General features: G+C 51.3%; 8 protein-coding genes. All 8 read right to left on the bottom strand.

Annotation, left to right across the window (positions count from 1 at the left end):
* Window positions 1-182 precede the first annotated feature (182 nt).
* The 8 genes from ABD796_RS35415 to ABD796_RS35380 all read right to left on the bottom strand — a co-directional run bounded on the left by ABD796_RS35415 (window position 183) and on the right by ABD796_RS35380 (window position 14,905).
* Complete coding sequence (locus ABD796_RS35415; protein WP_344917473.1) at window positions 183-1,505, bottom strand: ABC transporter substrate-binding protein; 1,323 nt, start codon at window positions 1,503-1,505, stop codon at window positions 183-185.
* A gap of 178 nt (window positions 1,506-1,683) precedes the next feature.
* Window positions 1,684-2,454 carry a phytanoyl-CoA dioxygenase family protein gene (locus tag ABD796_RS35410; protein ID WP_344917471.1) on the bottom strand — a complete coding sequence of 257 codons (771 nt, stop codon included), beginning with the start codon at window positions 2,452-2,454 and terminating at the stop codon, window positions 1,684-1,686.
* Between the two features lie 349 nt (window positions 2,455-2,803).
* The gene (locus ABD796_RS35405) at window positions 2,804-9,730 is read right to left on the bottom strand and encodes an InlB B-repeat-containing protein (RefSeq protein WP_344917469.1); all 6,927 of its coding nucleotides are present in this window, start codon (window positions 9,728-9,730) and stop codon (window positions 2,804-2,806) included.
* Window positions 9,731-10,095: 365 nt separating this feature from the next.
* Entirely contained in the window at window positions 10,096-10,539 is a 444-nt protein-coding gene (locus ABD796_RS35400) for a cell wall hydrolase (protein ID WP_344917467.1), read from the bottom strand.
* 74 nt (window positions 10,540-10,613) lie between these two features.
* A complete protein-coding gene (gene map / locus ABD796_RS35395) occupies window positions 10,614-11,363 on the bottom strand; it encodes a type I methionyl aminopeptidase (protein WP_344917465.1) in 750 nt (249 codons plus the stop codon).
* A 5-nt stretch (window positions 11,364-11,368) separates the two neighbouring features.
* Window positions 11,369-11,971, bottom strand: coding sequence for a TetR/AcrR family transcriptional regulator (locus tag ABD796_RS35390; protein WP_344917463.1), 603 nt, complete (start codon window positions 11,969-11,971; stop codon window positions 11,369-11,371).
* 207 nt (window positions 11,972-12,178) lie between these two features.
* On the bottom strand, window positions 12,179-13,951 hold the full coding sequence (locus tag ABD796_RS35385) for a hypothetical protein (protein ID WP_344917461.1): 1,773 nt from the start codon (window positions 13,949-13,951) through the stop codon (window positions 12,179-12,181).
* Between the two features lie 126 nt (window positions 13,952-14,077).
* Window positions 14,078-14,905, bottom strand: coding sequence for a helix-turn-helix domain-containing protein (locus ABD796_RS35380; RefSeq protein ID WP_344917459.1), 828 nt, complete (start codon window positions 14,903-14,905; stop codon window positions 14,078-14,080).
* Window positions 14,906-15,109: the final 204 nt, after the last annotated feature.

The raw sequence follows: 15,109 nt of genomic DNA, 5'->3' as shown, positions 1-15,109 counted from the left end.
CGAACAATAGTTCGCATTCTTCTCAAGAATAGAAAAAAGCACAGCCTGACGTTTCGTCGGCAGTGCTTTTCGGTACTACATTTCTGGCCCCCAAGGAAAAGTCGATTTCTACTCTTTCGCCGGGTGCTTGCATTGTTCATCCCGTTCATGGGATCGAGCGCTTACCCCCATAATCCGAACGACTATTTTGATTTCTCTTCTGCAATCATTTTGGTCATGTCTTCGTCGATGCTGCGGAAGGCGGTGTTCAGATCCATTTCGCCTTTGGCGATATTCGGGACGTATTTGTTGTAGATCGGTTGCGCCTTGGAGTCGTATTTTGTCTTATCCGGCATCGGCGAAAATCTCCGGCTCAGTATCGACTGAAAATTTTTGCCTTGGTACTTGCTCTTCGTGCCGAACGCTTTCTGTACGCTCTCTTTTTGCAGCACGGGGATGACGGCCCGCTCCGACAAGCTAAGCTGCTCCTGCTCGCTCAGCATATGCTGGAGCACCTGGAACGCTTCGTCCTTGAACTTGCTCGTCGACGTAATGCCGAACAGTGTCGGGTAAGGCTGCGGCGCCTTGCCGGGCGCTTCCTTGTAAGTCGGATACGTGACCATGTCCCAGTTCATCGCGGTCATGTCCATATTGAGAAACAGATTGGCAAGCCCTTCGGTCATGGCGATGTTTTTGTTTTGTACGAACTGCGTCGGCCCGAGCGCCGTCCCGCCGGTCGTTTTGTACGCTTCGACGATAATCTCGAATATCGATTTCCATTTCGGATCGGTCAGAATGGTCGCCTTCTCCGTCTTGCGGTCGACATAAGGTACCGACTGCGGATTGAGGCTGAAATTGTGCGTGATCGAAGTGCCGAGTCCGAAATAAGGCTGGCCGCCGTCGGTCCGGTACATCCGTTTCGCCAGTTCGATCACCTGGTCCCAGGTCATATTATCCTTCGGATAAGGGACGCCGAACTTGTCGAACAAATCTTTGTTATAGTAAAGAGCGGCCGTATTGATAACTAGTGGAAGCGCATACATTTTGCCCCCCGATAAAGACCGTACCGCATCGATCGATGAAGGCTCCAGCGTGCTCAAATCCAGTCCGTGCTTTTTAATCAAATCGCTCATATCGTAATCCAGCTTGTACTCCTGCATCTGCTGGATCGTGACGTCGACCGCTTGCCAAAATACGTCGATCTGCTGTCCGGCGGCCATCAAATCCGCTAGACCGGCCCCTTGGCCCGATTGGATGTACTCAATCGTATAGTTCGGAAATTTTTTGCGCATGGCGTCGCCGAATCGCTCGTTGAACGCCTCCTGCGACCAGCCTGCGGTGGAGTAAAACACAAGCTTGACCGGCCCTTTGTCTGCGTTCTGTTCGGCGCTCTTGTCTCCTCCTGTATTTTCTTTGCCGCCTCCCGAGCTTCCGCATGCCGCGAGAAGCAAAGACATGATGCCCCCTGCAAGCCACAGCATGTACTTCTTTGTCGTCCTCATCTTGCCCCGATCGAGAGCTTTCAATGAGCAACCCCTCCTTCGTTTTTGGTCCGATTGATCTGCTGTTTCCTTCTAATCATACAATTACCGCGGGACAACGAACATTCATAAAATCCGCAATGTGCATATACTTTTTTGTAACTCGTGGAAAAAGAAAAACCGACGCGTTTTGCCGGTTTTCCGCTCGCGGCCATATTGGCCGTTACAAAAAATAATTTTGCTTGATGACGTCGTCCGTTTTGTGTCTCGAGCCGTAGCGAACGAAATGCTGGTAATGCGCCTTGTACAGCTGCCCGTTTTTGGACGGGGTATACGTCAAATAGAGCTGCGTTCGGCTGTAATCGGCTGTATTCGGACCGCTGCGGTGCGGGGCGAGAGAATGAAACAGAATGATGTCGCCGGGAGCTGTCTCGACCAGCTCTCCTTTGCCGAGGTCGATCTCGGCGATTTCCGCGTCGTTCATATTGCGCAGCTCCCCGGGAGTGGAGCGGAACCGGTCGTGGTAGCCCGGGAACAGCTCCAGCCCGCCGTTCTCGCGGGATGCTCCGTCGACCGCGACCATGACCGAAATGAGCCCTTCATACGGAAACCCTTGCCAGTAGGCAGCGTCCTGGTGCATCGTATAGCCGCTCATGCCGGGAAGCTTGAATATGAGCTTGTCTTTGAACAGCAGCGGCTCGTCAAGGTAGATGTCGCGCAGCGGGGTCAAGATGCGCTCATCCTTCACCAACTCATGAAACACCGGGGAAATATCGATCAGCGGGTCGAATTTCTCGACCGTATTCGTATCGCCGGATTTCCGAAAACCGACCCGGACATTAAGCGGGTTTATTATTTTCTCGTCCAGGCTGAGCAGTCTGTTGCATTCGGCTCGCCACAGTTGCGTCTCCTCGCGGGTGAACTGACTGCGGAGAACGAGATACCCCTTTTGCTTGAATTCGTTCAACTGCGCGTACGATAAAATGCTGCTCATTTCGCAAGACTCCTTCACTTTTTTGTTTGTTATTTTCTTTCTTATCCGTATCGTATATCTTTATAATTATAAAGAACATGCACCCGCTTGCTATTTTTCTTATACTTTTTTGCAGATCAAGGTGGGATCGCCGTTGCATAGCGCAAGAACGTTTCTGGTGGAAACGAATTATGTGGAGCAGCTCGTAGCCGACATGTTGTATTCATGTATCGGTGAGCGTGTGGAGAGCCGTAGGGAGAGAAAAGGACACCTCCCATTTGTCTGCACATCCTATGGATATGGAAAGGACTGTCCACAAGCAGCATGTCTGCCTGCGGACAGTCCTTTATAAATCGTTTTGGATATTCAATCAATCAATTAGCTTAGCCTTCCTTAACATCCGCTGAACGATGGCAGCCGTTTCCGCTCTTGTGATATCGCTCGCAGGCATCAATCCAGCATCGGTACCGTTGACGATTCCATTCCTTACCGCCAAAGCAACGGCAGGTTTAGCCCATGCGCTTACGGCTTCGCTATCCGAAAACATGGATAACGTCGCTTCGATATCAGTCGTAGTAATAGCTGTTTCCAATCCTGTCAGCTTCATTGCCCGTATGACAAGGGCCATCGCTTCCTCGCGTGTGATCGTGTTCGCAGGGCGGAACGACCCATCCTCATACCCATCGATGATCCCGTATTCCTGTGCCTTCGACACCACCCCTGCATACCAGTCGCCGGATTTCACATCTGTAAATGCAGCATTGCCTCCTGTATTGGATAACCCCAATGCTCTCACAATAATTGCCGCGAACTCCGCTCGTGTTACCGCTCCATCCGGATTATAATGCGTTTCATCGATTCCATTCACGATGAAACGCGAAGCCAAGTCATTCACTGCATTTTTTGACCAATGCTTATCCACATCCGCAAACGTCTTGTGATTCTTCACAAGAGCGTAAACACCATTTGTGAAACTATGGATAATTGCAAAGTGTCTCCCGTCTTCTGACCTCACGTAAGTAGGTACATGGTGAAACGTTCCATCCTCATTCATCACAACAGCCGTTGTGATCTCATTCGGTTCGGTCCCGTCAGGCAGCGGGATTTCCAGCTTTATGTACGAGAAGAACTCCCTTACTGTCACTGTATGTTCTTTATACGCGGCCGTTATCCGAAAATCCACCGGCTGCCCGACAATACCGTCTCCAACTGCAGCTCCATTCCAGTTTTCCCAGTTGAAACTACTCTTGCCGATACGTACCTGTACGTTAACATTCGTGAGTGCTTCTGCTCCAAGCTGGGCAACTAAACGGTCGATTCCTATTTCTGAAGCGGGCAGACTGTAACCTCCGTAAGGTGCGCGAACTTCCCATACGATATGCTTTCTTTCCATCGCTTTGACGATGTCCCCCGGCAGAAGCACGGATATGTCGTCCACCTTGGACGAGATGCGCATACCGACTACCGATATGTTGTCGTTTTTATCCAGGTAACCTTGCATTTGGGCAGCATCTATCGTTACCGTCAACTCATGTTCCCCTGTCTTAGTGACCTTTGCCAAGTGATCATAGGACTGGCCGTCAATCATTAGTTGAACTTCTTGAGGCTCGCCGTATGACGGATAAGACCCGGAAGACCCGGAAGACATTCTATCGACTGTCACTATATAGGTGCTCGTCGTCCCGTTCTGAGCTACGACCACGATATCGATCGTATTTCTGCCGACATTCAAGGCTGCTTGACCATCACTAACTTCCATACCGTTCACACGAATGATTACGGAAGCATTTTTCTCATACACCATTGCCGTTACCGTGGTGGTCCAAACAAGGTTCGCGACACGGGCCTCGTACGAAAATACGCTTCGCTCAAACGTCGGGCTTAGTGTAACGTCCGTTAAGCGCAAGCTTTCCAGACTCGCATCCTCACTGAGAGGCATTGCCATGACTTCATTGGAGTACAGACTCGTTCCTCCTATGTTGTTAGCCATAATCGTGAAATAATAGCCGGTGCCGTTTGTCAGTCCGGATGCCATATAACTGTATGTTGCGCCGCTAACCGTCTCCATAGGAATTGCGCCATAGGAACGGGAAGCCGTTCCGCCGTACACACTATAGGACACGGCACCCGGCACGCTTTGCCAGTTTAACGCGACCTTACCGTCAGCCGCATATCCCTCAAGTCCGACAGGCGCTTTCGGCGCTCTCGTTACCGATACCGAATACGCTTTAGCCGAACCGTCCTGCGCCGTCACATCGACAACGATCGTATTGTTCCCCTCGTTCAGAAGCACTTCAGTTGCTTGACCACTTGTTACCGCCGTGTTATTCACCTTGATAGAGGCATGTCTGTCGTACACCGATGCTGTCAGGGTGACCGCCGTGGTGCTGTTCAACACATTTGCCGAATAATAGGTCGTGTCGGGGTCAAAGGCCGGGTTCGGCATCGTGTCCGACACGACCAAGCTGCTCAAATCCGCGCTGCTGCTTGTCGTCCACTTCGCATACAGCGTCGTATTTCCGGTAATAATCGCTGCAAACGAGAAAGGTGCCGTCAGTTCCGCGTCCATATACCAGCCTGCGAATGTGCTGCCCGTCTTTGTCGGATCAGCAGGCGCTGTTGCCGTGGTATTGTAGCTCACCGCCTGACCGCTAATGGCCGTACCGCCGTTGCTATTGAACGTCACCGCGTAGCTGTCCGTCACCCACTTCGCATGCACCGTTAAATCTCCCATGATCACCGTGGTGAATGGGAAAGGTACCGTAAGCTCGTCGTCTGCATACCAGCCTGCGAACGTATAACCTGCCTTGACCGGGTCTGCCGGTGCCGTGGCGATGCCGTTGTAGCCCACTTCCTGACTGCTCACCGCGCTGCCTTCCTTGCTGTCGAACGTCACTTTATAACTGTTCGTCGTCCAACTCGCATGCAGCATCATATCGCTTGTAATCGCCGTCGTGAAGGTGAAGGATTCCGTCAATGCCGTGTCTGTAAACCAGCCTGCAAACGTATATCCCGCCTTCGTCGGATCAACAGGCGCCGGTGTCGTGCCGTTGTAGCTCACCGCCAAGCTTCCTACGGATGTGCCGCCGTTGCTGTTGAATGTTACCGCATAGCTGTCTGTCGCCCACTTCGCATACAACGTCGTATCTCCCATAATCGGAGTCGAGAAAGCGAACAGGGCTGTCAAATCCTCGTCCACATACCAGCCGCCGAACGTATAGCCTGATTTAATCGGATCGGCAGGTGCTGTGAACGTACTGTTGTAACTCACCATCACACTGCTTACAGCCGTACCGCCATTGCTGTCGAAGGTGACTGCGTTGCTATCAGTAGCCCACTTCGCATATAGCGTCATATCCCCTGTAATGACCGTGGCGAATGAAAAATATGCCGTCAGCCCCATGTCCGTGTACCAGCCTGCGAATATATTCCCTATATTCGTCGGATCAGTCGGTGCCGAGGCTACGTTGTTGTAGCTCACCGTCTGACTGCTCACGGGCGTACCGCCGTTACTTTCAAACGTGACCGTGTAGTCTTCCGCCGTCCACTTCGCATACAGCGTCCTATCCCCTGTAATCACCGTTGTTGTGAACTCAAAAGGAAGCGTCAGCTCTTCATCCGTATACCAGCCTCCGAACGTGTAACTCGTCCTCACCGGAACAGCAGGTGCTGTGACCAAGCCGTTATAAGGCACTCCCACTTGTGTGATCGAACCTTCGTTGCTGTCGAACGTTACGGTGTAACTGTCCGCCAACCAGCTCGCATACAGCACCATATCCCCCGTAATCGCCATCGAAAATGTATAAGGCTCGGTCAAGCCGCTGTTCATGAACCAGCCGCCAAACGTAAAACCGGACTGGGTCGGGTCTGGAGGTTCTACAGCGGTATGGTTGTAGCTCACCGGCTGACTGCTCACGGTCGTACCGCCGGTACTGTCAAACGTGAGCGTATATTCCTCCTCCGTCCACTTCGCATACAGCGTCCTATCCCCCGTGATCACCGTTGATGTAAATTCAAAAGGAAGCGTCAGCTCTTCATTCGTATGCCAGCCTCCGAACGTGTAGCCCGTTTTCGTCGGGTCTCCGGGTGACGCGATCGTGTTGTTATAAGTCGCTGTCACAACCGTGACTGCCGTGCCGCCGTTACTGTCAAACGTAACCGTGTAGCGCTCCTCTACCCACTTCGCGTACACCGTCGTATCGACTGTAATCATCGCAGGGAATGGAAAAGGTACCGTCAGCTCTTCATCGCTATGCCAGCCTGCGAACGCGTAATCCGTTTTCGTTGGGTCTACCGGCGCCAGAATGAGGTCGTCATAGGTTGCTGTCATAACCGTGACGGGCGTACCGCCTTTACTGTCAAACGTGAGCGTATACTCATCCTCGGTCCAATTCGCATACAGCCCGGTATCTCCTGCAATCGCGGTCGTAAACTGGAAAGGCGCGGTCAAATGCTCATCCATATACCAGCCTGCGAACGTATGGCCTACCTTCGTCGGAGTTGCAGGCGCTGTGGCCAAGGTGCCGTAGCTCACCGCTTGACTGTTTACGGACGTACCGCCGTTGCTGTGGAACGTCACCGCAAAGCTGTCTGTCGCCCATCCCGCATGCAGGGTCGTATCCGCCGTAATACTTGTGGTGAACAAGAACGGCATGGTCAGCGCAGCGTTCGTATACCACCCGCCAAACGTGTAACCGGTTTTCGTTGGATCGGCAGGCGCTGTCGCCATGCTGCCGTAGCTCACCATCAGACTGTCCACAGTCGTACCACCGTAAGTGTCAAACGTGACCGTGTATATATGGGGTATCCACTTGGCATACAAAATCGTATTTCCGGTAATCGCTGTGCCGAACGAAGCCGGTGTGGTCAATCCCGCGTTCGTATACCACCCGCCAAACGTATGGCCTAATTTGGTTGGAGCGCCAGGCGCTGCGGCTGTGCTGTTGCTGGCTACGGTTTGACTGCTCACCGGCGTTCCGCCGTTGCTTTCAAACTTGACCGTGTAATTGGGCAGCCATTTCGCACGCAGCGTCGTATTTCCGGTAATCGCCGTCGTGAATGCGAACGCTTCCGTTAGTCCCGCATCCTTGTACCACCCTCCGAACGTATAGCCTGTTCGCGTCGGGGCCGGAGGCGCCGCCGCCCTGTTGTTATAGCTCACCGTCTGGCTGCTCACCAGCGTACCGCCGTTGCTTTCAAACGTGACCGTGTAATTGTTCAACGTCCACTTCGCATACAGCTTCGTATCCCCCGTGATCGCCGTCGTGAATGCGAATGCTGTCGTCAGCCCCGTGTTCGTGTACCATCCCCCAAACGTATAGCCCGTTCGCGTCGGAGCCGTAGGTGCTGTCGCCCTGTTGTTGTAGCCCACCGTCTGGCTGCTCACCGTCGTACCGCCGTTGCTTTCAAACGTGACCGTGTAATTGTTCAACGTCCACTTGGCATACAGCTTCGTATCCACTGTAATCGCCGTCGTGAATGCGAACGCTGTCGTCAATCCCGTATTCGTGTACCACCCTCCGAACGTATTTCCTGGCTTCGTCGGAGCCGTAGGCGCTGTCGCCCTGTTGTTATAGCTCACCGTCTGGTTGCTCACCGTCGTACCGCCGTTGCTTTCAAACTTTACCGTGTAATTGTTCAACGTCCACTTCGCATACAACTTCGTATCCCCTGTAATCACCGTCGTGAATGCAAACGCTGTCGTCAAGGCCGTGTTCGTGTACCACCCTCCGAACGTATAGCCCGTTCGCGTCGGAGCCGTAGGCGTGGTCGCCTTGTTGTTGTAGCCTACCGTCTGGCTGCTCACCGTCGTACCGCCGTTACTTTCAAACGTGACCGTGTAATTGTTCAACGTCCACTTCGCGTACAGCTTCGTATTTCCGGTAATCGCCGTCGTGAATGCGAACGGTTTTGTCCATTCAGGGTCCGTGTACCACCCTCCGAACGTATAACCCGTCCGCGTCGGATTGGCGGGCGCTGTCGCCTTGTTGTTATAGCCCACCGTCTGGCTGCTCACCGCCGTACCGCCGTTGCTTTCAAACGTGACCGCGTAATTGTTCAATGTCCACTTCGCATACAGCTTCGTATTTCCGGTAATCGCCGTCGTGAATGTGAACGCCGTCGTCAACTCCGTGTTCGTGTACCACCCTCCGAACGTATAACCCGTCCGCGTCGGATTGGCGGGCGCTGTCGCCTTGTTGTTATAGCTCACCGTCTGGCTGTTTACCGCCGTACCGCCGTTGCTTTCAAACGTGACCGAGTAATTGATCGCTGTCCACTTCGCATACAGCGTCATATCTCTTGTAATCACCGTGTCGAAATCAAAAGGACGCGTCAGCGCTTCATCCATGTACCACCCTCCGAACCCATAGCCCGTTCGCGCTATCGGAGGACTATACGAAGGATCATATGCAGTGCCGCCGTAGAATACCGACTGACTGCTCACCGCCGGACCGCCTTTGCTATTGAATGTTACCGTGTACATGATCATTGTCCACTTCGCATACAGCGTCGTGTTCCCCGTAATCGCCGTCGTAAACGCGAACGGTTTTGTCAATTCAGGGTCCGCGTACCAGCCTCCGAACGTGAAGCCCGGCCTCGTCGGAGCGGTAGGCGCTGTTGCTCTCTCGTTATAAAATATACTTTGGCTATTCACCGCCGTACCGCCGTAGCTGTTAAACGTAACATTATATTTACCCTTTTGCGCATTGGCTATTGTGATGTTGTCCAGCTTTAATCGGGATGGATCAGCGTCATCTGCAAAGATCCATAATATTTTAATCGATTTCACATTCTTGAACTGAAAAAGCTTATTGAAATTTAACATCGCCGAAAGTTTAACTGTACTTTTTCCGACGCCGCGGTTGGTCCCTCCATATCGATAATTATCGATCGTAGTGATTGTGGCGCCTGCCGCATCCATTAAAGTAATATGAATAAAATCAAGCCTCAGGTTATCGCTTGTGGCGCTAAAGCCCAAATCTTGAAACGTAAAGCTGCCGAGCGTCGTTGTGCCTTCGGCCGTGAGCAGCATATAACCCGGGTTCTCCCCGTTCTTTTGCGTTTGCGGCCATAAGCTGGTTCCGCTTTTCACAAGGTCCTTGTTCACAAGAAACTTGTCGCCCGTCTTTTTATAGGTATTGTCATATGCCGCCAAGGTGCCGCCGAAATCATAAGTGCCGTCGGCCACTCCCGTAGCTACCGCATCCGCTCTGCCTGAAGCGCCTGGAACATACAGCAAAACTGCGAATAGAAGCAGGCAAACGAATCTCATCCTTGTCCGTATTTTGGACTTCACAAAGGGTTCCTCCTAGTATTCGTTTTTATCTATTCCTTCTCTAGTACTGGAATTCTCTAGCATCACTCCTCACAATACGAAAAGCCGTTTCTCTAGGCTGTTTATACTTACTTGACCTAGTTCCTCGAATTGAATCTTATCATAGTGAAATGAAAGAATTTTGAAAGAAAATAATTGGATACAGCGTATAAAAAAAACGTTCGTCGGGAATGGAATAAGTTTTTGTCAAAACCAAAAAGAACTTTATCCCATAAAACACAAAAGCCGCGATTTACGCGGCGCTTAATGAGATAAAGTCCTTGTCAACGTACACATGGCTTTGACAAGTCAGGATAAGAGATCCTGAGCTCTTTTCGTTTATAAAATTAAAACGTATTATATACATTCTCACATTCTTCCGCGGTCGGCTCATAAAAACAGTGCTTTCTGAATCGTCCTGCGAGCGGCTGATTATACCAAGTTTCCGGACATGGTCCGGGATTTTCGAACGTTCCTGGGCGGAAATACCATAGGGAGAATTTTCCTGGCCAACTCCGTTCCCCATTCACAGCCCGTTGCGCCAGACGGCGCTCCCTCTCTCTTGCGTTTTGATAGTACAAACCATGTTGCAACGCTTCGAACGCATGCGGCTGATTGATCATTTGGGGAATTGTCCGGATTCCTTTAAAATCGGAGCAATTCGCTCTTATTCGGTTAATGCCAACATTGCCAACAAGGAGCATACCCGTTTCGCCTTCGGTCTCAGCTTCAGCTCGGAGCAACCTTGCCAACATATCAACATCCTGTTTCCTGGCTTTCACGACTGCCATGGGCTCACCTCTTTAGATTTCTAAACTCATCATATTGTAGGCGGAGCGGATGTGTGACTCTGGCAAAATAGAAATCAGGAAGAGGAAGTCAATATGATCGGGCCGTCCGCCGTAATGGCGATCGTATGCTCGTACTGTGCGGAAAGCGAGCCGTCCGCGGTTCTGGCGGTCCATCCGTCTGCATCAATCGTCATGAACGCTTTTCCGGCATTTAGCATCGGCTCGATCGTAAAAACCATCCCTTCCTTCAAGCGGAACCCTTTGCCCGGATTCCCGACGTGGGGATAATTAGGTTCCTCGTGCATCTTCCTTCCTACGCCATGACCGAGCAGATCGAGGACTACCGAGAATCCGTTTCGCTCGGCATGGGATTGAACCGCGTGCATCACATCACCGATCCGGTTTCCGACGACAGCTTTTTCAATACCAAGATATAAGCATTCCTTCGTTACCCGCATCAGCTTGAGAGCTTCTTCCGACACTTCGCCGACCGCATAACACCAAGCTGAATCGCCGATCCAGCCATCCGCCTCCGCGACGATGTCGATTGTGACGATGTCGCCTTCCTTGAGCGGCTTCCGGCTAGGAAAACCATGCGCAATAACGTCGTTGACAGACGCACATGTCGCAAACGGATAGCCGTTGTAGCCTATCGTATAAGCCTTGGCGCCATTCTCCTTCAGGAATCGCACCGCGAACGACTCGATTTCGAGCGTCGTGACACCCGGCCGGATCATGCTTGCAATTGCTTGATGAAAAGCAGCGACAATTCGGCCGGCTTTTTTCATTTCTTCAATTTCTGCTCTTGATTTCAGGATGACCATTCCATTCATTTCTCCTTTGACTGTATGCCTGAAAAAATCATATCGACGATCCCTTCCACATCCATCTCGTTCCGCATATTGTGGTGGATGTTCAATGCTGTGTATCCAACAAGCGAGCCAAATATCAAATTAGCTGTTTTCTCCGGTGATTTGGAGCCGATTCCTTCACGAATCATTTCTACAAACGGCACATAGATCCGTTCCTGAAATTCGTCATACAACTTGATGAACCGGTTTCCCGGAAAGTGATGAAAATTATCCGCAACCGTTTTAAGTAAAATAAATACGGAAGGATCCTGAATACACGTCCGCAGGAGCAGCCTGGAGAACGACTCCGCTTTAAGCAAGCTGCCGCCTTCCCCCGTCAAAGCGAGCAGTACTGCCGACTCCGTTCGATTCAGGGCATCCCACAGTAAATCTTCCAAAAGCATGTGCTTATTTTTGTAATAATGATACACGGTTCCGTAGCCGAGCTCTGCCTTGACCGCAACATCGCGTACTTCTAATTGAATGCCCTTCTCCAAATATATTTCCGCAGCCGCTTGCATAATTTGGTTCATCCGCATTTCCCGGATCGCATCATTCTGTTCTTTGGTACGAGGTGACATGGCTACTCCTTTTTTAGACCTGCTGTAATGTCAATGTAAAAACAATATACATCATTTGCAAGTAAGGATCAAGTACTGCGCTGCATGATGGTGCCGGGGACCATGAAGGAGATTTGGCTGTACGCAGAAAAACAAGCGGTTGAACTGCGGAAACCGCTGCCCAACCACTTGTTGCTGTGCTGCTGTCCTGCTGCCCATACGGGTCTGTTACAACGGCTGTGTCATCAACGTACCTGTGTCGTCAATTTGGATGGAATACCGGCTGCCGCCCGGAGCCTTCAGCACAAGCCGCTCTTCCCCGACAATGCCAAACGGCTGCCATTGTCCCGGTGTTCCTCCTTGTACACAAATCCACCCCAGAGTGCTTGACGATTGTGCAAGGCGGTTCATCACGGTGCTGCCTTGACTCCATGTCCCTGAAGCCGGAATGGCGTCTGCCCATGTGACCCCGGCCCCTTTCGATATGGCTTCCGGAGTATAGAGACGGGAAAGTGCATCCGCGCCCCCGACAGGAATCCCCTCTCCTGTAAACAAATTGGTTCCGGTGATCTTGATGTCGGAAGGTTGGCTCTCCGGTTCCATTTTGATCGCAAACCGTTTCGCGTCAATGATGTTCCCTTCGAATAACGTATCGGTCACCACTTCCTTGAACACAAATCCGTAGTCCGTATGAACCAGCGAGTTGGAGCTAATGTGATGCCCGCTCGAAGGATTGCCCAGAAACTGCACAGCTCCGTACGACGAATACACATCTTTGATCTGATTGCCAAACAGCTTGACTTGTTTGCAGTTCCACAACGCCATCGCAACAGCCCGGCTTGCCTCGATGCAGTTATCAGCAATAACAGGTGCGACCGCATTTTGAATCACCCATCCTTGAGCTCCTGTCGCGTAATCCTGATTACCGCGGATCACCAATCCTTTTAAAATTTTCGAGATGGATAACATCCGTGCCTCGCCAACCGACCCGTAAAACAAATTGTTCGTAATGCGAACCTCTTCGGTATTGCCCTCATAATTGGAATTGCAGCGGAACAAATAACGGGATCTCCCTTGATTGTTGTGAACCGTAATCCGTTTGTTGGGCAGGCCGACATTTGGCGTCAACGAGTTTACAAAATGCCCGGCGGAGTAAAACGTATTCCCCTCAATCCATACATCTTCCACCAGTTCCTTGCCCGTCGAAGTTTTATTCGGCTCTATATCGATGCACGCCACGTAGTTGTGCGGATGATTCATCACGTTATTTCGAATCCAGACGCTGCGAGCCGATACGATTGCAACGACGCATCGCCTCGGACCCGACATTTCATTGTCATAAATGTAGATTTGCTCGCAAGGGTCCGTAAACGAGACACCGTTATGGGATCCCAAATAGACACAGTCTCCGTAAGGATCGACCAGGACGTTATGATGAACGTGGACGTGCCGCGAATCAATGATGCGTAGCAAGTGCGATTGCTCTCCCAGTTCCCCGCCTGTATACTGCCCGTCCAAACGTAAACCGGTAATATGCAAGCCGCCTCCGCGATAGCCTACAATGGAAAACATCCGTTTGTTATCCGATCCGTCCGGCTGCTGCATGCGAATGTCCGGCATTCCGATGCCGATGATCGAGTTGGTCAAATGAATCGTTGTTTGCAGCACATACCATGCCGCCGTCTTCGGGACGAGAATCGGCTTCCCTTCGCTTGCAGCAGCAGCAAAAGCCGCTGTATCGTCTGCCACGCCGTCCCCCTTTGCGCCATAATCGAGAACATTCACCGCCCCAAGCTTTGCCCAATGCGCCAGCCACGGTTGCCCTGTTCCGTACACATTCTCTGTCACGGTCTGTGCAGGCTTAGCAAACACATCGGTCATAAACGCTCCGGATGCGAGCACAGCTCCTGCCATGCCGACAGAAGCAAGCATTTTTCTTCTGCTTAGTTGTACACGAGAACGTTCACTGTCCTCCCATTTGTTTGCTTGATGCTCATCCATCTTCGATTCCTCCCTGCATGAAATATGGCGCTTCCCATCGGGGGTGCGCTTCTGTTTCAGCATAGTTGAAATCGTTTTCATAATGAATGGCTTCCGTTTACGCGCGAATGTATCCAATTTAATCGGTTAGACAGAATGTGTGCTGCGGTACATCGATGGCGTCACATTAAAATATTTACGAAACATTTTGCTGACATAGTAGCCGTCCTGGTAGCCGATACATTCCGCAATCTGATTCATGGTCAATTTGGTTTCCATCAGCAAGCTTTTTGCCCGTTTCAACCGGTAAGAAACAAGATATTGATTCGGGGTGACCGAAAACTGCTGTTTGAATTTTTGCGTAAACCGCGCTGGGCTGAGCTGCAGAGCGGACGCAATCTCCCTCAATTCAAACGGCTCGAACGCCCGCTGCTGCAGCATCGCAGCTGCCTGAACCATGACGGGATCCGCGGTGGAACAGCCTGCTTCGTCAGACGACAGGCCGTACGTGTTTCTGTATTCTTTGCCATACAAATACCACATATCTTGCACATAATGGTTGTGGATCGTCATACGATGACGTTCGTTCCGCTCCTCCGCCTCTCGCATCATCGCGAAATTGGAGGAGAGCCGCTTCGTATTCTGGAAACTGATTTTACCGGCAATAAGAGGCGTCTCGGAATGGAACACCACTTCCTTCCCGTCCAAATCGGTCCACCGCAGCCGGAATACATAAAACGTTAATGGTTGAATGACGACTCTTCGCAGAACGGTCTTAGCCGGGCATACGACCAAATCGCCAAATGTCGCGATTCCTTTCTGGTCCCCAAACTCGTAATAAAACGATCCATCCTCAACAGCTAAAATCGTCCACTCCCGGCACAAATCTTCGTAAAGCAAAAAACGGTCCTTGCGTCTCCAGTACATGGAGTAAAAAAGCCGCGGCACATATTTGTCGATCAGAGCACGTTCCATCCTCCCTTGGATAACCTCCCCACTCATTGTAGGTAAACGAAGCAGCCGAGTGATTCGCCGGCCGAGGATAAGAACCTAAAAAATCCGCGTTTTAAGCGGAAAAGGATGCTCGGATATATAGGATGAGAAGCTCAAATTCCAATACTATAGAGGGCTGTATGCAACAACTGCTGCGCTTTACTTTTGGAACGAACGCCTGCAGTC

Source organism: Paenibacillus hodogayensis (assembly GCF_039536325.1).
GTDB lineage: Bacteria > Bacillota > Bacilli > Paenibacillales > NBRC-103111 > Paenibacillus_AB > Paenibacillus_AB hodogayensis.
This window is presented reverse-complemented; position numbering and strand designations above follow the sequence as displayed.